This is a genomic window from Nonomuraea sp. NPDC052116 (assembly GCF_040680035.1).
Taxonomy (GTDB): domain Bacteria; phylum Actinomycetota; class Actinomycetes; order Streptosporangiales; family Streptosporangiaceae; genus Nonomuraea; species Nonomuraea angiospora_A.
This window is the reverse complement of the sequence record NZ_JBFAWA010000013.1, coordinates 230116-250919: the sequence shown is the minus strand read 5'-3', so window position 1 is coordinate 250919 and position 20804 is coordinate 230116. Positions and strand designations below refer to the sequence as shown.

The window sequence follows — 20804 nt, the reverse complement described above, 5'->3', positions numbered from 1 at the left end:
TCCGACGAAGGAGGACCTGTGACGACGCTGGACATCACCGATTTGAAGATGTCGATCGGCGGCAAGGAGATCCTGCGCGGTGTCGATCTCGCGCTGGAGCCCGGCCGGGTGCACGGGCTGGCCGGGGAGAGCGGCTCGGGCAAGACGATGACGGGCCTGGCCGTGCTCGGGCTGCTGCCGCACGGCGCCCGCGTGTCGGGCGCGATCCGGCTCGGCGAGCGCGACCTGCTCACCCTGCCGCCCAAGGAGCTGAACCGGGTGCGCGGCGGCGAGGTCGCCATGGTGTTCCAGGACCCGGCGACCAGCCTGCACCCCATGCTGACCATCGGCAAGCAGCTCACCGAGCACATGCGCCACCACCTGGGGCTGGACAAGCGCGAGGCGCGGGCCCGGGCGGTGGAGCTGCTGGGCAAGGTGCGCATCCCGGGCGCGGAGGAGGCGTACGGGCGCTACCCGCACCAGTTCTCCGGCGGGATGCGCCAGCGCATCGCCATCGCCATCGCGCTGGCCTGCTCCCCCAAGGTGCTGATCGCCGACGAGCCGACCACCGCGCTCGACGTGACCGTGCAGGCCGGCGTGCTGCGGCTGCTGCGCGGGCTCTGCGACGAGCTGGGCCTGGCGGTGCTGCTGGTCACCCACGACCTCGGGGTGATGTCCGCGGTGGCGGACGAGGTGAGCGTGATGAAGGACGGCCTCGTCGTGGAGTCGGGGCCGCGCGGGCGGGTGCTGCGGGAGCCCGAGCACGCCTACACGCGTTCCCTGCTGGAGTCCCTACCCGACGCGGAGGCGCAATGACTCTGTTGGCCATCGACGACCTGGTCGTCGAGCACCGCACCCCCGGGCGTCCCGCCGTGCGGGCCGTGGCGGGCGCCAGCCTGGCGGTCAACCCCGGCGAGGTCGTCGGGCTGGTCGGCGAGTCCGGGTGCGGCAAGTCGACGCTGGCCCGCGCCGTCTGCGGGCTCAACCCGATCACCGCGGGCTCGATCGCGTTCGACGGGCAGCCGGTCACGCCGCTCGGCCTGCGGCGCAGGAAGCTGACCGGGATCCAGATGGTCTTCCAGGACCCGTACGCCTCCCTCAACCCCCGGCGGCGGGTCGGCGACCAGATCGCCGACGGGCTGCGCACCTCGCAGGACACCGCCACCTCCCCCGCCGACCTGCTGGAACGCGTCGGCCTGCCGCGGGACTTCGCCGGCCGGCATCCGCACGAGTTCTCCGGCGGGCAGCGGCAGCGCATCGCCATCGCCAGGGCGCTCGCGGCCCGGCCGCGGCTGCTGATCGGCGACGAGCCCATCTCGGCGCTGGACGCCTCGGCGCAGTCGCAGGTGGCCAGGCTGATGCGGGACCTGGCGGTGGACTCGGGCGCGGGGCTGCTGTTCATCAGCCACGACCTGTCCGTGGTGCGGCTGATCGCCGACCGGATCGCGGTCATGTACCTCGGCAAGATCGTCGAGGTGGGCGACACGGCCGAGGTGTGGGCCGACGCCGACCCGAAGCACCCGTACACGAAGGCGCTGCTCCAGGCCATCCCCAAGCCGGACGGGATGGGGATGCTGCCCGCCGAGCTGGCCGGTGACGTGCCGGACCCGGCGAACCCGCCGGGTGGGTGCCGGTTCAACCCGCGGTGCCCGTCCGTGATGGACGTGTGCCGCGTGAAGGAGCCGGAGTTCGGGCCGGTCGCCTGCTGGCTGCACGAGCCGAAGTGACCCCCGTCCCCGGGCCGCGGGCCGCCGCGGCGCGGCTGGCGGCGGTGCGGGCGGCCATGGACGAGGCCGGGGTGGAGGCCCTCGTGCTGCGGCCCTCACCGGACGCCCGCTTCCTCGGGAGCCTACTTGGGGACCGTCAGGGCGCGTTCCTGGTGGTCACGCAGGACGTGGTGGCCGAGACCGGCGATCCGGCCGGGGTGGTGCCCGCGGGGGCGCGCCGGGTCGGGGTGGATCCGGAGATGCGGGTGCGGGAGCTGTTCGGGCTGGCGATCGAGGCCGAGCTCGTGCCCGCGTCCTCGGTGCTGTGGCCGCTGCGGCTGCGCAAGGAGCCGTACGAGGTCGAGGCCGTCGGGCGCGCGGTCGCGGCGGCGGAAGGGGTGCTGGGGCAGGCGCTGGAGCTGGCCTGGTTCGGGGCGACCGAGCGGGCGATGGCCTACCGGCTGCGGGTGCTGCTGGCCGAGTCGGGGTGCGAGGAGCTGCTGTCGCTGCGGGTGGCGGCCGGGGAGCACACGGCGCTCCCCGCGCACGTGCCCGGGGAGCGCGTGATCAACCCCGGGGACGCGCTGGCCGTGGCGGTGTGCGGGCGGTGGGGCGGCTACTGCGCCGAGGTGTCCAGGGTGTTCGCCGTGGCGGAGCCGCCGGACGACTTCGAGGCGATGTACTCGGTGGTGCTGGCCGCCCACCGGGCCGGGCTCGCGGCCGTGCGGCCCGGCGTGCCGGTGGACGAGGTGGCCAGGGCCGTGGGCGAGGTGATCGACGGCAGCGGGTACGGGCGCTTCGCGGCGGCGCACGTGGGCCGGGGCGTCGGGCTGGGGCACGACGAGGGGCCGTGGCCGGGTGAGGACGCCGTGTTCGAGCCGGGGATGGTGTTCTGTCTGGAGCCCGCCATCTACGTGCCCGAACTGTTCGGGGCCCGGGTCGCGGACGTGGTGGTGTGCGCGGACGACGGGCCGGTGCCGCTGGGCGCGTACCCGCACACCCTGCACGTCCTCGACCGTTAAGGCAGCCTGACGGCCTCGGCCAGCCTGCGGGCCTCGTCGGCCCATCCCGCCAGGAACATCAGCGCCTCCCCCCGCTCCCTGAACCGGCGGGCCGCGTCCACGGGCGTGGCGCCGCCGTAGTCGAGCTGCGTCTCCCCTGCCCGGGCCAGCATCAGCGGGGTCAGGAAGTCGTACTTGACCGCCGACGCGCACACCGCCAGCCGCACCAGCCGCTCGTCACCGCGCCAGCCGGAATCCCGCAGCCCCCGCACGTACGCCCCGTGGACGGCCGCGTCGAGCGCGGGCAGCAGAGCGGCCGGCAGGAACAGGTCGAACACGCTGTCCGGGATGTGGTTGCCGACGTCCTCGCCCAGCGCGCCGTCGCCCGCGAACGCCCAGTCCACCAGCACGCTCTCGCCGTCGCGGTCGATCACGTTGCTCGGCCACACGTCGAGGTGGCACAGCGCCCTCGGCAGCGACTCCAGGACGGCCAGGAACTCCTCCCGGTCCCGGTGCAGCCGCACCAGCTCCCCGCGCAGCCCGGGCGGGAAGTTCTCGGCGACCAGGGGGTGGCGCCAGACCGCGTCGTCCTCCAGCAGCTCGTACGGGACCGGTTTCGAGCCCAGATAGTCGCGCAGGAACGACCGGCTCGACCAGGGCCGCTCCACCTGGCCCGCCGCCCCCTGGGCCAGGCCGAGCTGGTGCCCGAACAGCGTGTGGCGCCCGAGGTCCCAGGTGGTGCCGGGCCGCCCGGCCACGTCCTCGGTCCACAGCGCGAGGTCGCCGTCGTCGCGTTCGACCAGCTCCAGCAGCTTCGGCGCGGCCAGCCCCGAGCCCGCCCACAGCCCCGGCAGGCCGTCGGCGTAGACGTCGGCCTCCCTGCGCCAGTAGTTCCAGTGGCGCGGATCGTCCGAGTGCCCCCACCCCGTGCCGCCTTCCTTGCGGCGGGTCAGCACCTTGAGCACCGCCGACCTCGACCCCCTGCGCACCCGCCAGATGCCGCCGGTCACCGCGTTCAGCGGGTTGTGCGTGAGCGGCTCGACGACGGCGTCGGTGCCGCCGAGCACCCGCGCGATCTCATCTTCCACTCGCGTCACCCTATCCCGTGACGGTGTGTGATGATCCACGGTCAAGGGTAGTCCAGAATCATGCTGCGCATCGGCACGTGGAGATCTGCCGGGTCGCTCGACATGGTGATCTGCGGCTGGCACGACGGCGGTCCAGGGCCCCTCGAAACGGGCATCAAGCTCATCTACGGAGTCGGCGGTCCGATGCCCGGCTTTCCCGGGCTGCGCGTGGGCACCCTCGTGGCGACGTGCGCGGAGGAGATCGCCGAGGCCCTGCTCCAGGGGATCGACGTGGTGGCCACCGCGCCGGACTGCTGCCCCGCGGCGCCCGTCGTGGCGGCGGGCATGTGGCACTACGGCTGGACCGCGAGCGATCCGGGCGCGCTGGCCGGGGCGACCGCCGCGGGCCTCGTCATGGCCGCGCAGCCCGGGCCGTGCGCGGTGGAGATCCGCCGCGACGGCCGCAGCTCGCTCGCCGGTGACGTGCGGGCGGAGACCGTACGCGCCTGCCTGGCCGGGGCCGTCCCCCTGGAGTCGGTACGCCTCAGCCAGGAGGCCCCCAGCAGGCTCCTCATCACACCCTGTTAGCCGCTTCCACCAAAGCCCGGCCCCGGCTTGGTGAACCCGGACGAATCGCGGCGGCCCCGCCATCGAATACCGTCGCCTGGGAACGTCCGAGACGAGGAGCGGCAGGTTGGTCGAGGTCAGGGAGCTCCATGAGATGGCGGAGTTCGAGCAGGTGGATGCGCTGTTCGAGGACATCTGGCACTTCGGGACCGGCGCCCCGCCCATCACGGTCGAGCTGATGCGGGCCCTGTCGCACGCGGGCGGCTACGTGGCGGGCGCCTTCGAGGGCGGCCGCCTGGTGGGCGGCTCGGTCGGGTTCCTGGCCAGCGGGAACGCACTGCACTCCCATGTCACGGGGGCGGCGGCCGGGCGCGGCATCGGGTTCGCGCTCAAGCTGCACCAGCGCCGGTGGGCCCTGGAGCGCGGGCTGGAGCGGATCACCTGGACCTACGATCCGCTCATGCGCCGCAACGCCCACTTCAACCTGGCCAAGCTGGGCGCCCGGCCCCGCGAGTACCTGCCCTGCTTCTACGGGGTCATGGACGACGCGATCAACCGGGGCGACGAGTCCGACCGGCTCCTGACCGTCTGGCCGCTGTCCGACCCGCGCGTGGAGGCTGTGGCGCGGCCGGATGCTGTGGCGCGGCCGTCGGACGGCCCGCCGCCGGGCGCCGTGGTGGCGCTCGCCGACGTGGGCGGGCGGCCGGTGGCCGGTCCGGTGGACGCCGGCACGGTGCTGGTGGCCGTGCCCGCGGACATCGCGGGATTGCGCGGCGCCGACCCGGGAACGGCCAAGGCGTGGCGGCACGCCGTACGCGACGTGCTGGGCGGCCTGATGGCCGAGGGCCGCGCGGTCACGGGGTTCGCCGGGAAGTCCTACTACGTAGTGGAGAAGAAGTGAAGATCACTGGAGTTGAGCTGCGGCGGATCGCGATGCCGCTGGTGGCGCCGTTCCGCACGTCGTTCGGCACGGAGACGGCCCGCGACGTCCTGCTGGTCAGGGTGGTGACGCCGGACGCCGAGGGATGGGGCGAGTGCGTGGCCATGGACGAGCCGCTCTACTCCTCCGAGTACACCGACGGCGCGGCCGAGGTGATCCGGCGCTTCCTGCTGCCCGCGCTGCCGAAGACGCTGGACGTGCACGACGTCGGCCGCGCGCTGGAGCCCATCAAGGGCCACCGGATGGCGAAGGCCGCGGTGGAGACGGCGGTGCTGGACGCGCAGCTCAGGACGGCGGGCGAGTCGTTCGCCCGCTTCCTCGGCGCCTCCCGCACGCGGGTGCCGTGCGGGGTGTCGGTCGGCATCATGGACTCGATCCCGCAGCTGCTCGACGCCGTGGGGGGTTACCTCGACGAGGGGTACGTCCGCATCAAGCTCAAGATCGAGCCCGGCTGGGACCTGGAGCCGGTCCGGGCCGTGCGCGAGCGGTTCGGCGACGACGTTCTCCTCCAGGTCGACGCGAACGCCGCCTACTCGCTGAGCGACGCCCGCCGCCTGGCCCGGCTCGACGCGTTCGACCTGCTGCTGATCGAGCAGCCGCTGGCCAACGACGACCTCGTGCAGCACGCCAGGCTGGCCAAGCAGCTCAAGACGCCGATCTGCCTGGACGAGTCGATCGAGTCGGCCGAGCACGCGGCCGCCGCCATCGCGCTCGGCTCGTGCTCGATCGTCAACATCAAGCCCGGCCGGATCGGCGGCTACCTGGAGGCCCGGCGCATCCACGACCTGTGCCGGGCGAACGGCATCGCGGTGTGGTGCGGCGGCATGCTGGAGACCGGCCTCGGCCGGGCGGCGAACGTGGCCCTGGCCGCCCTGCCGGGCTTCACGCTGCCCGGCGACACCTCCGGGTCGCGGCGCTACTACTCCACCGACATCACCCAGCCCTTCGAGCTGTCCGACGGCCACCTGGAGGTGCCCGTGGGGCCGGGCCTGGGCGTGGACCCGATCCCGGAGGTGCTCGACGCGGTGACCACGAGCACGGAGTGGATCACGCTCTGACCCTGGGCAGCACGGCCTGGCAGGTGGTCAATACGGGTCCCCCACGTGGGGGATGTTCACGGACGCTGCGGCGGCGAGCATCGGAACGCGCCACGCGAACACCACCTGCCTGACCGGAGGCCCCCGCATGACCACCACCCTCGGCGGAACACCACGGACCGGACGGCTTCCGGCCATCCTGGCCAGGCTGCACGGCCGGACGGCGGTGGGCGTGCCCCGCTGGGCCGTGTGGGCCGCCTACGCCACCACCTTGACCCCGCTGCCCGCCGGCATCTGGCGGATCGCGGCCTTCGTTTTCGGGGCGCCGCTGCTGGAGTTCGGCGGGGCTCCCCCGCCCGGCCACGGGCCGGTGTTGATCGACGGCGAGTGGTGGTACATCGTCACGCTCAGCGTGGTCAGCGAGGCGACGGCGTTCCTCACTGTCGGGCTGGTCGCCCGCTGGGGTGAGGTGTGGCCGCGCTGGATCCCCGGGCTGGGCGGCCGGCGGGTGCCGGTCCTGGCGGCCGTCGTCCCCGCCGGCCTGGGTGCGGCGGTGCTGATGGTCTTCCCGTTCGCGCTGGTCATGTTCGCCTTCGGCCGGATGATCAACGGGAGCCCTTCCGGCCTGATCGTGCACGGCTGGCAGGCGGTCGCCTTCTGGGTCACGTACGCGCCGCTGGCCGCCTGGGGCCCGCTGCTCGCCCTCCTGACCGTGCACTACTTCCGGCGACGATCATCTTAGGCGCATTGGATCGGTGCTACCGGCCTGAACGGGCGACGGCAGGCGCGGGACCGCCCCAGACGATCACCCGCGCCGAAGGGTGCCGAGCCGCTCCTGCCGCCCATGGCCAGCCGACCCTCGTGGCCGCCCCGCGCGACGCGGCCCGGGCCGGGCGAGCAGAGGCGCGCCGCCTGGCGACGGCGTCCTCAGGCGTTGTCGGGCGTGGCCCATTCGACGAACTGGATGATCACGCCGTTGGGGTCGGTGACCTGGAACAGGCGTTCGCCCCAGGGCTCTTCACGCAGCGGCATCGTGATCTCGACCCCGGCGTCACGCAGCAGCTTCTCCTGGTCCCGCAGGCCGGTGGCGAGGGTGAACGCCAGGATCAGGCCCGCCGCGTGCTGATCGCGCTGCTCAGGCGGCAGGACCTGGGTGCCGCGGGCGAGCAGGACGACGTCCACCGCATCGGTACGGGTGAGGGAGACGAAGCCGTCGGCGGCGGCCTGAACGGTGTAGCCCAGGTGAGTGGTGAAGAACGCCTGGGAGGCGGCGATGTCGTCGATCGTGAGCGAGACGGTGGACGCGATGATCTGCAAGAAGGTCTCCCTGTCGGGTCGGGGCCGGGACGGAGGTGTGAGGTGCCGACGCGGGTCAGTAGCCGCGGCGGCGGGGGATGTTGCGGGCGACACGGGGCTCGCGTCGCCCGCGGACAGCACGGTCGGAGGGCAGATGGCGGAGGTCGTCACCGCGCTTGAGGGGCTGCTCCGGCCGGTGGTGGCCCAGCTGCCCGGTCAGCAGATCGGTGCGGTCGATCGCGGGGATGGCCTGCTCGGCGGCGGGGTCGAGGTGACGCATGGGCACCCTCCTTCGAATGGTCGCAAACTTACGACGGGCGTAAATTTAGCCCAGACGGCTCAGAGGTGTCAACATAAAAATGCTACGGGGGTAATATTTCCCCATGGCTACCCAGACTCCGGCTCAGACCGCCGGCGAGCCCACCCCGCTCGAGTCGCCCATCGGCCTGCGGGAGGCCAAGAAGCAGGAGACCCGGCAGCTCATCTCCGACCACGCCACCCGGCTGTTCATCGCCCAAGGCTTCGAACAGACCACCATCGCCGAGATCGCCGCCGCCGCCCGCGTCGCCAAGAAGACCGTCACCAACTACTTCGCCCGCAAGGAAGACCTGGCCCTGGACCACCAGGAGGAGTTCGCCGCCGCCCTGGCCCAGGCCGTCGCCACCCGGCAGCCCGGGCAATCCGCCCTGACCGCGCTGCGCCGCGCCTCGCAGGACGCCATCGCCGCCCAGGACCCGGTCGCCGGCTTCTCCGGCGCGGCCTTCGCCCGCATGATCGCCGACAGCCCCACCCTGACCATCTGCCTGCGAGGCCTGCACGACCAGCGCGAACACCGCCTCACCCAAGCCCTCGCCGAGGCCACCGGCACCACCCCCGACGACATCACCGTCCGGACCGCCGCAGGGCTCCTGGGCACCGTTCACCGCATACTGTTCCAACGCATCCAGGACCTCACCCTGGCCGGACGCTCCAACGACGAGATCGCCCGCACCATCGGCGCCGAAGCCACCCAGGCGTTCGATCTGCTGGAGCCCGCTCTGGCCGACTTCGCCACCTGAACCCGCCGACGCCGGTGAACGTCAGGGCCGCCCACCGGTGTGGGTGATGATCGTCGCCGCGAGGGACGGCACGACCGCGCGGGGCAGCGCGTGGCCGAGACCGGGCACTGTGACGAGCGTGGCGCCGGGGATGGCGCGCGCCAGCCGGGCGGCGTGCGGCGGCGGGGTGACGGGATCCTCCGGCGCGTCGATCACCAGGGTGGGCACCGAGACGTTCGCGAGTTCGGCCCCGCGCTCCATGCCCGACTGGTCGGCCAGGGCATGGGCGGCGGAGTTACGCCAGGTGCCGCCGTGGGTGGCGATCCGGCGTTCGAGGTCGGCGAACTCCTCGGCGTCGAAGGGCAGGACGTCGCCGTTGAGGACTTTCCAGTGCTCGACGCGCCAGCGCAGCTCCGCCTCCGGGTCGCGCTCTTGTCCGAGCTCCGCCCACAGAGCGAGCAGCCCGGGGTCGGGTCCGGGCAGGTCGTCGTCGGAGATGCCGGGGTCGGGGGCCGCCCCGCCGATCAGCGCGGAGCCGAAGATCGTGGCGCTCATCAGCCGGTCCGCCTGGTCGAGGAGGAGCAGCTGGACCAGGGTGCCGCCCATCGACATCCCGACCACGTGAGCACATGTGATCCGCAGCGCGTCGAGGACCGCGATCGGGTCGCCGGCCAGCGCCCGGATCGGGTAGGGACGCTCGTGGAAGGCATGGGTGGAGCGTCCGGTGTCGCGGTGGTCGTAGCGGACGACGAAGTGGTCGCGGGACAGCAGCTCGACCAACGCGTCGGGCCAGGTCAGCCCGCTCGCGTTGGCTCCCATCACCAGCAACAGGGCGGGACGCTCCGGATCGCCGGTCGTCTCCACCCAGAGCCGATAACCGTCCGCGACCTCGACGAAGGTCTCAGCGTGGCGAAGTCCGCCGGTCTGCGGGTCGGTCGCTCGGGCCATGACTCGCTCCTCATGGGTTGGGTTCCGAGCGACGATACCAAGAGACGGAACGTCTCGTCTTGTGTTGCTGAGGCACTCCGGGCCTCGGCTCAGTTGCCCCAGGTTCCCGCGGCGGCGGCCGCCTTGACGTAGTCGGCGAAGGACCGCGGGTCGCGTCCGAGCGCTCGCCGTACACCGTCGCCGATGTGCTCACCGGCGCCGTCGCGGATCCGGCCCAGGAGCTCGGCCGCCAGGTCGGCCGCCTCCGGGGGCACTCCCTGAGCCGTCAGCGCGGCGGTGAACCGGGAGGTCTCCAGCGCCGTGTATTGGACGGGCCGCCCGGTGGCCTCGGAGATCATCTCGACCGCGGTGCGGAACGACACCGGTTCGGGGCCGGACAGTTCGTAGATCTCGCCCGCGTGGCCGTCCTGGACGAGCGCGGCGGTCGCGACGTCGGCGATGTCCTCGGCATCGACGAACGCCTCCCGGCCCTCCCCGGCCGGCAGCGCCAGTTCCCCGGACAGGATCGGCTCCAGGAACAGGTCCTCGCCGAAGTTCTGCGCGAACCAGGCCGCGCGCAGGATCGTCCACTCCAGGCCCGTCGCGCGCAGGGCCAGCTCGACCGACTCCTGGTACGGGTCCGCCGCGCCGCCCGCACCGCGCGCCGACAGCAGCACCACCCGGTGGACGCCGACCCGGGCCACGGCCGCGAGGAACTCTTCCACGGTGGCGGCCGGCACGGCTTCGCTCATCGGAATGAGGTAGACCGCTCCCGCGCCGTCCAGGGCCGGCCCCCAGGTGTCACGGTCGGCGAAGTCGAATCTGGCACCGCCGGAGCGGGAGGCCGCGCGGAAGGGACGGCCGAGGTGGTCGAGCCGGGCGACGACGCGGCGGCCGGTCTTACCCCGGGCGCCAAGTACGAGAACAGGTGAATCGGACATGAGGCCAGTACATCGGGTGCCGAGCGAGACACTCCATGGCCATCTATCTCGCACACATGTGAGATCGTCTCATCATGGACCTCTTGGAGGACTATCTCGCGGGTGTACGTGCGGACGGCGCGATCTTCTGCCAGTCGGTCGCCGAGCCGCCGTGGGCGGTGCGGTTCAACGATCCCGCCCCGCTGGCGCTGGGCGCGATGCTGCGGGGCGAGTCCTGGATCGTGCGCGACGGCGCGGCTCCCGTCCGGGTCCGGGAGCGCGGCGTCGTCCTGGTCCGCGGCCTGCGGCCGTTCACCGTGGCCGACCGCCCGGGGACGGAGCCCCAGGTGGTGGTCGACGACGCGAAGACGTGCTGGACGACGGCCGACGGCCCCGCGAGAGCCGCGCCCAACCTCGTGCTGGGGCCGCGCACGTACGGGTTCAGCGCCGAAGGCTCCGACCTGTTCGTCACCGCCGAGTATCCGCTGCGTGGCGACGTGTCCGAGCGCCTGCTCAAGGCCCTGCCCGAGGTGGCCGTCATCCCGCCGGAGCCCGAGTTCACGCCGCTGCTGGACCTGCTGGCGGTCGAGATCGGGCGGGAGGAGCCGGGCCAGCAGGTCGTGCTCGACCGGCTCCTGGACCTGCTGCTGGTACGGGCCCTGCGGTCGTGGTTCGCGCGGCCCGACGTCGAGGCCCCGCCCGGCTACCGGGCCCTGGCCGACCCGCGGATCGGGCGGGCGCTGCGCCTGATGCACGAACGCCCGGCCCACCCGTGGACGGTCGCGGGCCTGGGCGCGGCGGTGGGGATGTCGCGGGCGGTGTTCGCGCGGCGCTTCGCCGACCTGGTCGGGCAGCCGCCCCTGCTCTATCTCACGGAGTGGCGGATGACCATCGCCGCCGACCTCCTTCGCACACCCGGCGCGACTGTCGCCGCCGTGGCCAGGAGGGTCGGGTACGCCGACGGCTTCGCCTTCAGCAACGCCTTCAAACGGGTCCGCGGCATGCCGCCCAGCGACCTGGCCCGTTCCCCGAGATAACCGCCCAGCGCGGGGTCGGCAGGCCAGGGAAGCGCGGGGCGCTCGGGAGGAAGGCCGGGGCAGCGACGCGGCCCCTGGGCAGGTCCGCCACGGCCTTCCGAGCAGACCTTCACGTTCCGCAATGGCGGAAGCGGCAGAGGTTGAGGGCTACACAGTGACAACGTTCACGACTTGGCCCTGCCGAACCCAACGCGGAAAGTGAGGGGGACCTTCATCCCAAAGTGGGGAATTCCATGGCTACTCCTCTCCAGATCCCCGTGCCGTCGGAACGGACGTCCGCGACCTTCCGCCGTTACCTCGACCAGGGCGGGCCGATCTTACGCGTCGAACTGCCGGGCCAGGTGCCCGCCTGGCTCGTGACCTCGTACGAACTGGTCAACGAGGTCCTGACGAACGACGACACGCTGTTCAGCAAGAACCCGGCGAACTTCACGGCGCTGAACGACGGCACCATCCCGGCCGACTGGCCGCTGCGCCAGCTCATCCAGGGAGAGCACCTGCTGACCCAGGACGGCGCGGACCACCGGAGGCTGCGGGGACTCATCAACCGGGCCTTCACCCCCGCCCGCGTACAGGGACTGGCCCCGCGCATCCAGCGGATCACCGACGAACTGCTGGACCGGATGGCCGGCCGGAGCGGCGCGGTGGACCTCGTGCGCTTGTTCACCGAGCCGCTGCCGGTCATGGTGATCTGCGAGCTGTTCGGGGTGCCGCGGGGCGAGCAGCAGCAGATCCGCGACTGGAGCCACACTCTGCTGCAGCACACCACCTCGCCGGAGGAGATGCTCGCCGCCAACGCCGGGTTGCTCGGGTATCTGGCCGCCTTCATCGAGCGCAAGCGCGACGACTCGGGCGACGATCTCACCACGGGGCTGATACGTGCGCAGGCGGACGACGGCGACCGCCTGTCCGACAGCGAGATGATGTGGATCCTGTGGCTGGTGCTCATCGCCGGTCACGAGACCACGGTTCACCTGCTGGCCAACACGGTCGTCGCGCTGTGCTCAGACCCGGAGCAGTTGGTCTTCGCGCGTGCGAAGAACGCCTGGGAGCAGGTGGTGGAGGAGGCGCTGCGCAGCAGGAACTCGGTGATCAGCGTCATGTTCCGGTATCCGCTGCGGGACGTGCGGCTCGGCGGGGTGACAGTCGAGGCGGGCCAGCCCATCATGGTCGGCATCTCCAGCACCGGGACGGACAGGGCCAGATTCGGCGGGGAGGCGCAGCGGTTCGACGCGGTACGGGAGCCGGACGCGCACCTCGCATTCGGCCGCGGTCCGCACTTCTGCCTGGGGGCGCCGCTGGCCAGGCTCGAGGCACGTATCGCGCTGGCGTCGTTGTTCGGCCGGTTCCCCGATCTCCGGTTGGCGGTCGAGCCCGGCGAGATCCCGTACACCTCGTCACTCATCACCGAGGGGCCCACGACGCTGCCGGTGCTCCTCCGCTAGATGGAGCCACGCCGGCCTCACCGCACTCTCCAGGGCCCGATCCGCCTCTTCGTGTTCGATGTGGAATGGGTGTCCCTGCCGTCGCACCGCGGGCGGGGAACCGGGCGGCTTTGAGTCAGATCATCGCGACGATGAGTTTCCGACACTGCCGAGGTCATTACCGGCGACCCATCGACGACGTAGGGATGACCACATGACACTGGATCTGTTCGCAGGCGTACCCGTCACCGACTATGCCGCGGCGCTGCCGTGGTACGAGCAGTTCTTCGGTGGGCCGCCGTCATTCCTGCCGAACGACATCGAGGCGGTGTGGGAGGTGGCCGAGCACCGGTACGTCTACATCGTGCAAGATCCGCAACGGGCAGGGAACGCGCTGGTGTTGTCGTTCGTCGACGACCTCGACGGACGGGTTGCCGAGATCGCGCGGCGAGGCATCGAGCCCGCGAAGCGCGAGAGGTACGACGGTGGCACGACCAAGGTGACCTACCGGGACACGGACGGCAATGAGATCAGCTTCGGCGGCGGCCCGGGCTGACGCCACCCTCTGAGGACATCGATGGCGATCGCGCGGGTGCGAGCGACCCACGCGGCACCGGCACTGGTCCCGGTACGGCTGCAGGGGTTGGAGGCTATGACCGCAGAGGAGTGCCCAAGGCTCGCGTGTAGACGGACGCGGTCCCGTGACGCCCCGCCGCGTCGATCGCGTCCTGCTCGGCCGAGACCCCTGGACCGTGGACAGCGCCCGGAACAGCGCGGCCCGCACGTCGGCGACCAGCGGCTGCTCGATCAGCAACTGGGAGATCCGCTCCTGCGTCATCGCATGGACGTCGTCGAACTCCGAGACAGCAGTGGCGTCGACGCTCGCCCGACCCTGGCGATCATCTGCTCGGGGGTGACCGGCGCCGGTCGCCTGGCCTCCGTACCCCGGCCGCCTGCAGAAGGTCCCCCTCCGCTTCCTGGCCAGCTCTGCCCGCATCACCGCCGAGCACGATCCCACCGGCCGGCGACGTCGTCCCCACTGACCGACCTCCGGAGCTACACCCGGACGTGGCGCGTTATTCGAACCTGACGCGCCCCTTGCGCGGTCCGGCTGACCGCGTCAGGAGACCACTGGCCAGGGCGGCGCTCGTGCCGAAGACGGCCATCGTCTTGGTGATCGACGTCATGGTGCCGTAACTCATGAAGCGACGGCGGGCCTGCTTGTCAGATTGCATCGCCCGGCCCGTTGTTCCGCCGTTTGGGCGTCTGGCCTTTCGAGATCCACCCTTGCAACAGCGCGGCTCGCCGGTCTATGTCGAAGTGCACGCTGGCGCAACTTCTTTGGACAGGCCGAAAACGGGCTGATGGCCGGCGCTGGGGGACATCGGTACGCATCCATGGGGCTGACCTTGCCGCAGCCGGATTTCTCGGCCCTGCCAGTCCATGGCCCCGGTAGCGCGGGTCGGCGCGCGGAAGGAGCCGGCCGACTGAGAGGTGAGGCGGCGTTTCTCGCGCTCGGCTTGCGCAACGCCTCTCAGAAACCCATGGATCGGAACGACCCCATCACTACGCTCCGCCAGAATGCTCGGGCCGGTTTCATGACCTCGCTGTCGATTTCACGAAACCGGCGCATGAGGTCGTTCGACGCCTGCCGGGTCTCTGCTCCCCCGGTCGGCCAGGACTCTTCCTCCGCGATGTTCAGCTTCTCCTGGATGAGGACCATGAACTCGACGAACTTGTCGAGCGCTGAACTTATCGTGCGGAGCGTGCCATCGTTCCAGCTCGCCACCTCTCCGCTCTGTCCGTTCAGGACAAGGATTCCGGCGCCGCTGCCCAAGAAGATGAAGTCTCCAACCTCCCGCCGCAGGCTTGAATTCGGATCCTGCACCTCGTCGGAGATGAGCGTCGGACCGTCACTGAAATCGGTGAAGGTGAGGCAACCACCGATCCGCTCGGGGATCCCGATCGCGGTGATCACCCGCCTGGCCGTTTCGTCCGTCACGCGCCCGGCGAGCGTACTGGGCGGCGATGTGGTCACCTCCAGCCCCAGCACATCGAACGTGGACACGAGTCTTTCGCGGTCAAGCATCGGGGAAACGACTCCTTAGAATTGATCGGTGACCAGGTATGGACGTCTGGCCGCGAATCCTGATCATCTCGCAGATGAGCCGGCTTACCGATCATGAGCAGTGGCGAAGCGCCGCTCCGGGAGTTGAGCGGATTGGGTCTGTCAGCGCCCGTGCCCAGTCGCTCGAGTGCGGCTTGCGCTGGCTCACATCTCAGCACACGTGCGTCTAACGACAGATGGTAACGACGGTCTGTGATCGCCGGCGAAGACGGCCGGCTGGATGCCGTCCTCCGGGCAGTCCAGGAGGTCCAGCGCATCCAGTTCCCCAGCCGTGGACGCCATCCGCCCCGGCCACCTCGTAACCGGAATCGGCGATGTCGCCGGCAGTCACTGCTTCGCGCTGGGCCCGTCTGACGAGCCGGATCGCGATGGCGCAGACGCGATGCCAGTCGCCGCCGTGATATCAGCAGCGCACGCGCGCCCCGCGACGGGGCACGAGCTGGCGCAATAGACGGAGCGGCCATTCGATTCCTGCGGGTATGCACGCATCGGCCCGGAACGGGAGAGGGCGAGGGAGTCTGATTGTCCACATGGTGCGGTAGCTCGGCTCAGGCGGGCGCGGCACGAACCGGGGCCAGCGAGGGCCCGCGCACGCTTGCGCCGTCGAGCCCTCGCTCTCCGGGCTGCGCAACATGCTGGAAGAGGCGGTCAACGTGCCACACGCGGCAGAAAGGATCATCTCACTGTGACCTGCGGGACAAGGCCGCCGACCCAAGGTGACGTCGACGCCTTCGGCACTTGGCGCTGATGTCGTCACGGCATGGTGTGGTCTGAAACCTGCCGGTATCCGCTCCCCCACCGCTGCTTGGCTGGTTCCCCAACCCCACGGCCCTAACCCGAACGGAACCATGTCCACGATCATCCACGCCCGGCCACGCCCACCGCTCATCAGCTGGCTGGCGGTCACCTCACTCACGCTGGGCATCTTCGCCATCGTCACCAGCGAGATCCTGCCCATCGGCCTGCTGACCGACATCGGCGCCGATTTCGGCATCTCCGATGGCATCACCGGACTGACCATGACCCTGCCCGGCATCGTCGCCGCCGTCGCCGCGCCCGCCGTCACGCTGGCCACCGCCCGCCTGGACCGCCGGGTGATGCTGTGCGCGCTCATGGCGGTGCTCGCGGTCGCCGACGTCCTGGCGGCGGTGGCGACCTCGTACTGGATCATGCTGGTCTCCAGGGTGCTGGTCGGCCTCACCATCGGCGGTTTCTGGTCGATCGGGGCCGGGCTGTCCGCCCGCCTCGTGCCGCCGCGCTCGGTCGGCACCGCCACCGCGCTGATCTTCTCCGCCGTCCCCCTGGGCTCGGTGCTCGGCGTGCCGGCCGGCACCTTCATCGGCCACCTCGCCGGCTGGCGAACCGCCTTCCTCGTCCTGGCCGCCCTGTCGGTCCTCGTACTGATCGCCCTGCTGATGCTGCTGCCGCCGCTCCCCGCTGACGAGGTCACCAGCGGCCGCGTCCTGCTCGGCCTCCTGCGCGAACGGGGCACCAGGATCGCCCTGCTGGCCACGTTCCTCATCGTCCTGGCGCACTTCGGCACCTACACCTACGTCACCCCCTTCCTCCAGAACGTCACCCACCTGGACCCGGCCGCCATCAGCGCCACCCTCCTGGCGTACGGCATCGCCGGGACGGTCGGGAACTTCCTGGCGAGCAAGGCGGTCGCGACCGCCCCCCGAGCCACCTTCCTGGTCTGCGGCGGTCTGATCGCCCTGGCCACGCTGCTGCTGCCCGTGGCCGGCACCTCGACCGTCGGGGCCATCACGCTGGTGGTCCTGTGGGGACTGGCCTACGGAGGCGTCCCAGTCTGCTCTCAGACCTGGTTCATGAACGCCGCCTCTGGGACGCCGGAGGCCGCGACGGTCGTCTTCACCTCCTCTTTCCAGGCGACATTCGCCCTCGGGGCGCTCGCCGGCGGCCAGATCGTGGACGCCTTCTCGGTCTCGACGGCGATGGTCTGCGGCGGGCTGACCGCCCTCCTCATGGTGGCCAGTGCCCGTCCGACGATGGCCGGCAGGTAGCGCGCTCGACGCTCTTCCAGAGCCGCGCGCAGGCGCGGGTCCTGGCGGCCAGGAGATCTACGCCGTGGCCCGCGGCCACCGCACGATCTTGTCTTCACAAACTCCGAATGATCCGCAGTGGCCGTCGCCATGTGGCCCCGATCCCTCCAGATCGCGAAGTGTCATCGGGATACTAGCCGGACAACTCCACGAGGAGCGTCTCATCCTGCATGAGGAAGAGAACCCTGTTGCCGCCTACCTCGGACGATCCCGGCACAGCGGTGCCGGGATCCTCCCACCGAGGCTGTTCCGAGCTCTTTGCGAATCGCACGCGATCGTCGCCGCCGGTATCCCGCTGCCAGATCGTGAGGATAGTGTCCTCGCCACCCTGACGTATCAGCCGGACCTCGATGAAGTGGTCCTCGTCGAATCTGTCCTTGCTGTGGCAGTGCGGCACCCATTCGTCTATCGCTCGCGACTCACCGGGCAGGATGTTTTCATACTTGTGCGGCTTGTTCTCGTGATTCCAGAGCATGACCGGGACGTCGGATAAGTTCTTGAAGAACTTGAACGCGGTGATAGCCATGCGAGTCTCCTTTGCCGGGCCTCGCCGTGACTGTAGCCCGCGATGTTCCCGCCTACCACGACGAGACACCCAGAGCTATCCCTCTCGTTGCCGGCCCACCTGGTCCATGACATGGCCACATCTGGACACACATCGCTGATGCGATCTGAGTAGCGACGGGCGCGAGCCGTCCACCGAGCAGTTCGCGCCCCACGTCTCATCCGTGCCGGCGGCACGGCATTGCGGGCGAGCCGCGGCGAATGGCCTTGAGTGGAGTCTCAGCGGCGGTGGCCTCGCAAATTGTTATGAAATCCACGCGGAGCGCACTTGTCCGTTTACAGAAAAGAATCTTGACCTATCCGGACCAGGGCAGTTATGTTCACCTGGCCATCATCGATCAGTCGAATCTCCAGAGCATCGGACGAAGCACGGAGTCGGCTGGGTTCAGTTTCTCCATCCGAAGAGAAAAGGAGAGTCTGTGAGGGGTTCGAGCAGGGTCATCGTCGTCGCCTCTCTCGCGGCGTTAGTCGGAGTCTTAACGGGAACGGCCAATGCGGCGGACCAGAAGCAGGATCCTGAACCAACCGCGAAGGGCAGGCTCGCTTTCACCCTGTCGGCGGACTCCCAGCCGCATCCGGCACGCTCCACGCTGCAAAGCATTCAGCATGACGCGGAAGTGAAAGGCATCAGCATTGAGGAAGCGCTCAAGCGCTACGCCGGCGATGCGGTCAATAAGCGGGCCGCCCTCCAGGCACCTCAGCCGGACGGGCCAGTTCCCGACCCTGACATCAAGATCGACGGAATCCCGTACGCAGAACTCATAGACCTGCAGCGTCTCGCCAAGGGCAAAGGCATCACCTTCGCTGAAGCCATCGAGCGCTACAGTTGGACGCCTGCCGTCAATGCTGTCGCGCAGCAACTCAAGCAGCGATTCCCGAACGACCTGGCCGGTCTGGCGATCACCAACGAGGGGCGAGGCGTCAGGATCGGCTTCAAGGGAGCCGTCCCCGACGACGCGGTTGCACTTGCCCGCTCACTCCCCGTCGAGGTCAACCTCTTCAGCGACAGAGGGTTCACCGAACTCGAACTGCAAGCTACCCTCGACGCCGCCGCAGCGCGCCTGCGAGGCCGCAGCGACATCGCCATGTGGGTTGGCAAATACAATGCCGAGACCGGCCAGGTCTCTTTCGCCCTCAAGCCTCGACCGGAGACGATGAGAAGCGACAGCGACTCCCTGCGCGCCTCGATCGCCTCCGAAATCGGCAAGCCGAGCAACCCCAACATCGATGTCGCCCTGAAGATCGATACTGGGCCCGGCATCCGTAAGGAGGACAAATACCTCCGGGGCGGCGGCCTCTTGAACGCCAGCTTCCTCTGCACCAACGGGTTCAATATCCAGAACGTGTCGACAGGAGCCACGGCCAGCGCAACCGCCCGCCACTGTGCTGACAAGGTCACGTACTACACGTACAAAAACCACCCGAGCTACGACACGGAGACAACCACCATCTCGCGGTTCTTCCGCGCAACAGACTACGACATCGCCCGGTACGAGAGCGGCGACATGACCAGGACCCGCACGTTCTACTACGACTGGAACCTCCCTCGCTACGCAGACGATGTCGGTACTTCGCCTGTAATCGGCCAACCGGTCTGCAAATTCGGGCGGACAAGCGGTGCTACGTGTGATGACATCACTGATGTCAACGTCACCGTCGACTACGGCGACGGCAAGACATATCGTGGGAACATCGAAACTGATGATATGTCCGACGGTGGGGACAGCGGCGGGCCGTGGTATTACGGCAATCGAGCATGGGGCATACACTCAGGCGGGACGGACTGCACGGTCTGCGACACCGCCTCATATGCCGTAGCGGCCGACAGGCTCAATGACGCTGGAGGCATGGGATCCAACTGGCAGATCTGGACGAGGTAACTGACACAAGAAGGGTCGTTTTCGCGCCGGGCGCGAGGCTTCGACCTCAGCCCGGCATGCGGATCCCGGAGGAGTGACTTAAACTGCGGCGCCATATCAGCATCTACGTGTTCTCGGCCACCTTAATTACCGCCGTCTCGTGCGCCGCAAGACCAGATGAGGTGACCATACACGGGCAGGATCCTATCATTTTTTCGCACACCTACCGGGTCACACATAAAGCGGCAGCTCACCCAGCCCTGAAATTCGACAAAAAGAGCAAATGCCTGAGGATCGCCTTCAGTGACGACACAGAGGCTGTGCCCGTCTGGCCACAGGACACCGAGCCCGTAATCGTTGACGGCAAACGCGGGGTGAAGGTCCCAGGATCTGGCGTCTACGTCGAAGGGGACCGAATCGCGCTCAGCGGCGGGGGCGCATCTTGGAGGTCTCACCCCCCCACAGGCGTCACAGTCCCCGATGGTTGCCTTCCTGAAAATGGAGAGAACGATGTCATGATCATTGGATCAGCTGCTCGCGAACCCTGATGAGCTTTGATCATTGGGGACCCCAACGGCGGGGAGCAGGCTCCGCGTCCAGCCATCTACTTCCGGAGTCACGAAAACCTGGGACAGGCGGTGGGAATCGCCCCGGCAGGGCTTTTTTCGGGGGACTTCCGCCTGACATGCTGCCGTTCATGAACGAGGTCCGGATTCGGCCCGCATGCCATGAAGATCTTGAAGGCGTCCTTGCGCTGGCTCCCCGGCTCGCCGAAGGTGTGGCGGCGTGGCGTGATCCCGAGGGCGCCACACGGGCGGCGCGGCAGTGGCTCACCGGGTCCCTCGCCGCGGCCGAGGCCCAGCGGGGGGCGGTGTTCGTCGCCGTGTACGGTGGGGACTCACAGGTCGTCGGCGTGGTGTCCGTCCAGCGGCAGCAGCACTTCACCGGAGCGATGGACGCCTACGTCGGCGAGTTGGCCGTCCATCCGCGAGCCGTGCGTACGGGAGTGGGCCGGCGGTTGATGGCCGCCGCCGAGGACTGGGCCCGGCAGCAGGGCCTGCGTCACCTGACCCTGGAGACGGGGGCGGCGAACACGACCGCCCGGCGGTTCTACGCCGCGCTGGGGTATCTCGAAGAAGGAGTGCGGCTGACCCGCTCTCTGGAGCCCGCAACTTCTCTGTGAGAAGTTGTCCATTTGGCGGAGAGCCGTTCGTGGTGATGGTGTACGGCGAGCCTGCCGTACGCCGAACTC

General features: G+C 69.8%; 22 protein-coding genes. 14 read left to right on the top strand and 8 right to left on the bottom strand.

From position 1 onward, the window contains the following. The first annotated feature begins 18 nt into the window (after positions 1-18). The 3 genes from AB0L65_RS26070 to AB0L65_RS26060 are packed head-to-tail and all read left to right on the top strand — an operon-like array spanning position 19 to position 2707. Positions 19-795: an ABC transporter ATP-binding protein gene (locus AB0L65_RS26070; protein WP_364249765.1), complete on the top strand. Its 777-nt coding sequence runs from the start codon at positions 19-21 to the stop codon at positions 793-795. Continuing rightward, positions 792-1706 (top strand): ABC transporter ATP-binding protein, encoded by a 915-nt coding sequence (locus tag AB0L65_RS26065; protein ID WP_364249762.1) that lies wholly within the window; start codon positions 792-794, stop codon positions 1704-1706. Before AB0L65_RS26070 ends, AB0L65_RS26065 begins: the two co-directional genes overlap by 4 nt. Beyond that, on the top strand, positions 1703-2707 hold the full coding sequence (locus AB0L65_RS26060) for a Xaa-Pro peptidase family protein (protein WP_364249759.1): 1005 nt from the start codon (positions 1703-1705) through the stop codon (positions 2705-2707). The genes AB0L65_RS26065 and AB0L65_RS26060 overlap by 4 nt, the downstream gene beginning before the upstream one ends. Here AB0L65_RS26060 and AB0L65_RS26055 read toward each other — a convergent pair. Beyond that, positions 2704-3774 carry a hypothetical protein gene (locus AB0L65_RS26055; protein ID WP_364249756.1) on the bottom strand — a complete coding sequence of 357 codons (1071 nt, stop codon included), beginning with the start codon at positions 3772-3774 and terminating at the stop codon, positions 2704-2706. The genes AB0L65_RS26060 and AB0L65_RS26055 overlap by 4 nt on opposite strands. A 60-nt stretch (positions 3775-3834) precedes the next feature. Between AB0L65_RS26055 and AB0L65_RS26050 the strand changes: the two genes are divergently transcribed. From AB0L65_RS26050 to AB0L65_RS26035, 4 genes are all read left to right on the top strand, one after another. Beyond that, on the top strand, positions 3835-4341 hold the full coding sequence (locus AB0L65_RS26050; protein ID WP_364249754.1) for an acyclic terpene utilization AtuA family protein: 507 nt from the start codon (positions 3835-3837) through the stop codon (positions 4339-4341). 106 nt (positions 4342-4447) lie between these two features. Next, positions 4448-5221, top strand: a complete 774-nt coding sequence (locus AB0L65_RS26045; RefSeq protein WP_364249751.1) for a GNAT family N-acetyltransferase — start codon at positions 4448-4450, stop codon at positions 5219-5221. Beyond that, positions 5218-6318, top strand: a complete 1101-nt coding sequence (gene menC / locus AB0L65_RS26040) for an o-succinylbenzoate synthase (RefSeq protein ID WP_364249748.1) — start codon at positions 5218-5220, stop codon at positions 6316-6318. The genes AB0L65_RS26045 and menC overlap by 4 nt, the downstream gene beginning before the upstream one ends. A gap of 127 nt (positions 6319-6445) precedes the next feature. Continuing rightward, on the top strand, positions 6446-7039 hold the full coding sequence (locus AB0L65_RS26035) for a hypothetical protein (RefSeq protein WP_364249745.1): 594 nt from the start codon (positions 6446-6448) through the stop codon (positions 7037-7039). Between the two features lie 185 nt (positions 7040-7224). Here AB0L65_RS26035 and AB0L65_RS26030 read toward each other — a convergent pair whose 3' ends face one another. Both AB0L65_RS26030 and AB0L65_RS26025 read right to left on the bottom strand, forming a co-directional pair. Then, entirely contained in the window at positions 7225-7614 is a 390-nt protein-coding gene (locus AB0L65_RS26030) for a VOC family protein (protein WP_364249742.1), read from the bottom strand. Between the two features lie 55 nt (positions 7615-7669). Then, positions 7670-7873 (bottom strand): hypothetical protein, encoded by a 204-nt coding sequence (locus AB0L65_RS26025; RefSeq protein WP_364249739.1) that lies wholly within the window; start codon positions 7871-7873, stop codon positions 7670-7672. A 103-nt stretch (positions 7874-7976) separates the two neighbouring features. On the opposite strand from AB0L65_RS26025, the gene AB0L65_RS26020 reads away from it, so the two are divergent. Beyond that, a complete protein-coding gene (locus AB0L65_RS26020) occupies positions 7977-8651 on the top strand; it encodes a TetR family transcriptional regulator (protein WP_364249736.1) in 675 nt (224 codons plus the stop codon). A gap of 21 nt (positions 8652-8672) precedes the next feature. Here AB0L65_RS26020 and AB0L65_RS26015 read toward each other — a convergent pair whose 3' ends face one another. Both AB0L65_RS26015 and AB0L65_RS26010 read right to left on the bottom strand, forming a co-directional pair. Further along, positions 8673-9578 (bottom strand): alpha/beta hydrolase, encoded by a 906-nt coding sequence (locus AB0L65_RS26015; RefSeq protein WP_364249733.1) that lies wholly within the window; start codon positions 9576-9578, stop codon positions 8673-8675. Between the two features lie 89 nt (positions 9579-9667). Continuing rightward, positions 9668-10498, bottom strand: coding sequence for an NAD(P)H-binding protein (locus AB0L65_RS26010; RefSeq protein WP_364249730.1), 831 nt, complete (start codon positions 10496-10498; stop codon positions 9668-9670). Positions 10499-10572: 74 nt separating this feature from the next. Between AB0L65_RS26010 and AB0L65_RS26005 the strand changes: the two genes are divergently transcribed. From AB0L65_RS26005 to AB0L65_RS25995, 3 genes are all read left to right on the top strand, one after another. After that, on the top strand, positions 10573-11514 hold the full coding sequence (locus AB0L65_RS26005; RefSeq protein WP_364249727.1) for an AraC family transcriptional regulator: 942 nt from the start codon (positions 10573-10575) through the stop codon (positions 11512-11514). A 233-nt stretch (positions 11515-11747) separates the two neighbouring features. Beyond that, positions 11748-12959 (top strand): cytochrome P450, encoded by a 1212-nt coding sequence (locus AB0L65_RS26000; protein WP_364249724.1) that lies wholly within the window; start codon positions 11748-11750, stop codon positions 12957-12959. Between the two features lie 193 nt (positions 12960-13152). Then, positions 13153-13494, top strand: a complete 342-nt coding sequence (locus AB0L65_RS25995; protein ID WP_364249721.1) for a VOC family protein — start codon at positions 13153-13155, stop codon at positions 13492-13494. 520 nt (positions 13495-14014) lie between these two features. Here the strand turns inward: AB0L65_RS25995 and AB0L65_RS25990 are convergent. Further along, positions 14015-14140 (bottom strand): hypothetical protein, encoded by a 126-nt coding sequence (locus AB0L65_RS25990; protein WP_364249718.1) that lies wholly within the window; start codon positions 14138-14140, stop codon positions 14015-14017. 332 nt (positions 14141-14472) lie between these two features. Further along, complete coding sequence (locus AB0L65_RS25985) at positions 14473-15027, bottom strand: SUKH-4 family immunity protein (RefSeq protein WP_364249715.1); 555 nt, start codon at positions 15025-15027, stop codon at positions 14473-14475. An 887-nt stretch (positions 15028-15914) separates the two neighbouring features. On the opposite strand from AB0L65_RS25985, the gene AB0L65_RS25980 reads away from it, so the two are divergent. Continuing rightward, on the top strand, positions 15915-17090 hold the full coding sequence (locus AB0L65_RS25980; RefSeq protein ID WP_364249712.1) for an MFS transporter: 1176 nt from the start codon (positions 15915-15917) through the stop codon (positions 17088-17090). A 172-nt stretch (positions 17091-17262) separates the two neighbouring features. On the opposite strand, the gene AB0L65_RS25975 is transcribed toward AB0L65_RS25980, so the two are convergent. Further along, positions 17263-17655 (bottom strand): hypothetical protein, encoded by a 393-nt coding sequence (locus AB0L65_RS25975; protein WP_364249709.1) that lies wholly within the window; start codon positions 17653-17655, stop codon positions 17263-17265. A gap of 457 nt (positions 17656-18112) precedes the next feature. Here AB0L65_RS25975 and AB0L65_RS25970 point away from each other — a divergent pair, with 457 nt between their 5' ends. Together AB0L65_RS25970 and AB0L65_RS25965 are read left to right on the top strand one after the other, a co-directional pair. Next, positions 18113-19573, top strand: coding sequence for a S1 family peptidase (locus AB0L65_RS25970; protein ID WP_364249706.1), 1461 nt, complete (start codon positions 18113-18115; stop codon positions 19571-19573). 676 nt (positions 19574-20249) lie between these two features. Beyond that, positions 20250-20735: a GNAT family N-acetyltransferase gene (locus tag AB0L65_RS25965; protein ID WP_364249703.1), complete on the top strand. Its 486-nt coding sequence runs from the start codon at positions 20250-20252 to the stop codon at positions 20733-20735. Positions 20736-20804: the final 69 nt, after the last annotated feature.

Excerpts from the sequence above, each read along its gene's own strand:
- AB0L65_RS26065 (WP_364249762.1), top strand. The coding sequence starts at position 792 with ATGACTCTGTTGGCCATCGACGACCTGGTCGTCGAGCACCGCACCCCC.
- AB0L65_RS26050 (WP_364249754.1), top strand. The coding sequence starts at position 3,835 with ATGCTGCGCATCGGCACGTGGAGATCTGCCGGGTCGCTCGACATGGTG.
- AB0L65_RS26035 (WP_364249745.1), top strand. The coding sequence starts at position 6,446 with ATGACCACCACCCTCGGCGGAACACCACGGACCGGACGGCTTCCGGCC.
- AB0L65_RS26025 (WP_364249739.1), bottom strand. The coding sequence starts at position 7,873 with ATGCGTCACCTCGACCCCGCCGCCGAGCAGGCCATCCCCGCGATCGAC.
- AB0L65_RS26020 (WP_364249736.1), top strand. The coding sequence starts at position 7,977 with ATGGCTACCCAGACTCCGGCTCAGACCGCCGGCGAGCCCACCCCGCTC.
- AB0L65_RS26015 (WP_364249733.1), bottom strand. The coding sequence starts at position 9,578 with ATGGCCCGAGCGACCGACCCGCAGACCGGCGGACTTCGCCACGCTGAG.
- AB0L65_RS26010 (WP_364249730.1), bottom strand. The coding sequence starts at position 10,498 with ATGTCCGATTCACCTGTTCTCGTACTTGGCGCCCGGGGTAAGACCGGC.
- AB0L65_RS26005 (WP_364249727.1), top strand. The coding sequence starts at position 10,573 with ATGGACCTCTTGGAGGACTATCTCGCGGGTGTACGTGCGGACGGCGCG.
- AB0L65_RS26000 (WP_364249724.1), top strand. The coding sequence starts at position 11,748 with ATGGCTACTCCTCTCCAGATCCCCGTGCCGTCGGAACGGACGTCCGCG.
- AB0L65_RS25995 (WP_364249721.1), top strand. The coding sequence starts at position 13,153 with ATGACACTGGATCTGTTCGCAGGCGTACCCGTCACCGACTATGCCGCG.
- AB0L65_RS25990 (WP_364249718.1), bottom strand. The coding sequence starts at position 14,140 with ATGAGTTACGGCACCATGACGTCGATCACCAAGACGATGGCCGTCTTC.
- AB0L65_RS25985 (WP_364249715.1), bottom strand. The coding sequence starts at position 15,027 with ATGCTTGACCGCGAAAGACTCGTGTCCACGTTCGATGTGCTGGGGCTG.
- AB0L65_RS25980 (WP_364249712.1), top strand. The coding sequence starts at position 15,915 with ATGTCCACGATCATCCACGCCCGGCCACGCCCACCGCTCATCAGCTGG.
- AB0L65_RS25975 (WP_364249709.1), bottom strand. The coding sequence starts at position 17,655 with ATGGCTATCACCGCGTTCAAGTTCTTCAAGAACTTATCCGACGTCCCG.
- AB0L65_RS25965 (WP_364249703.1), top strand. The coding sequence starts at position 20,250 with ATGAACGAGGTCCGGATTCGGCCCGCATGCCATGAAGATCTTGAAGGC.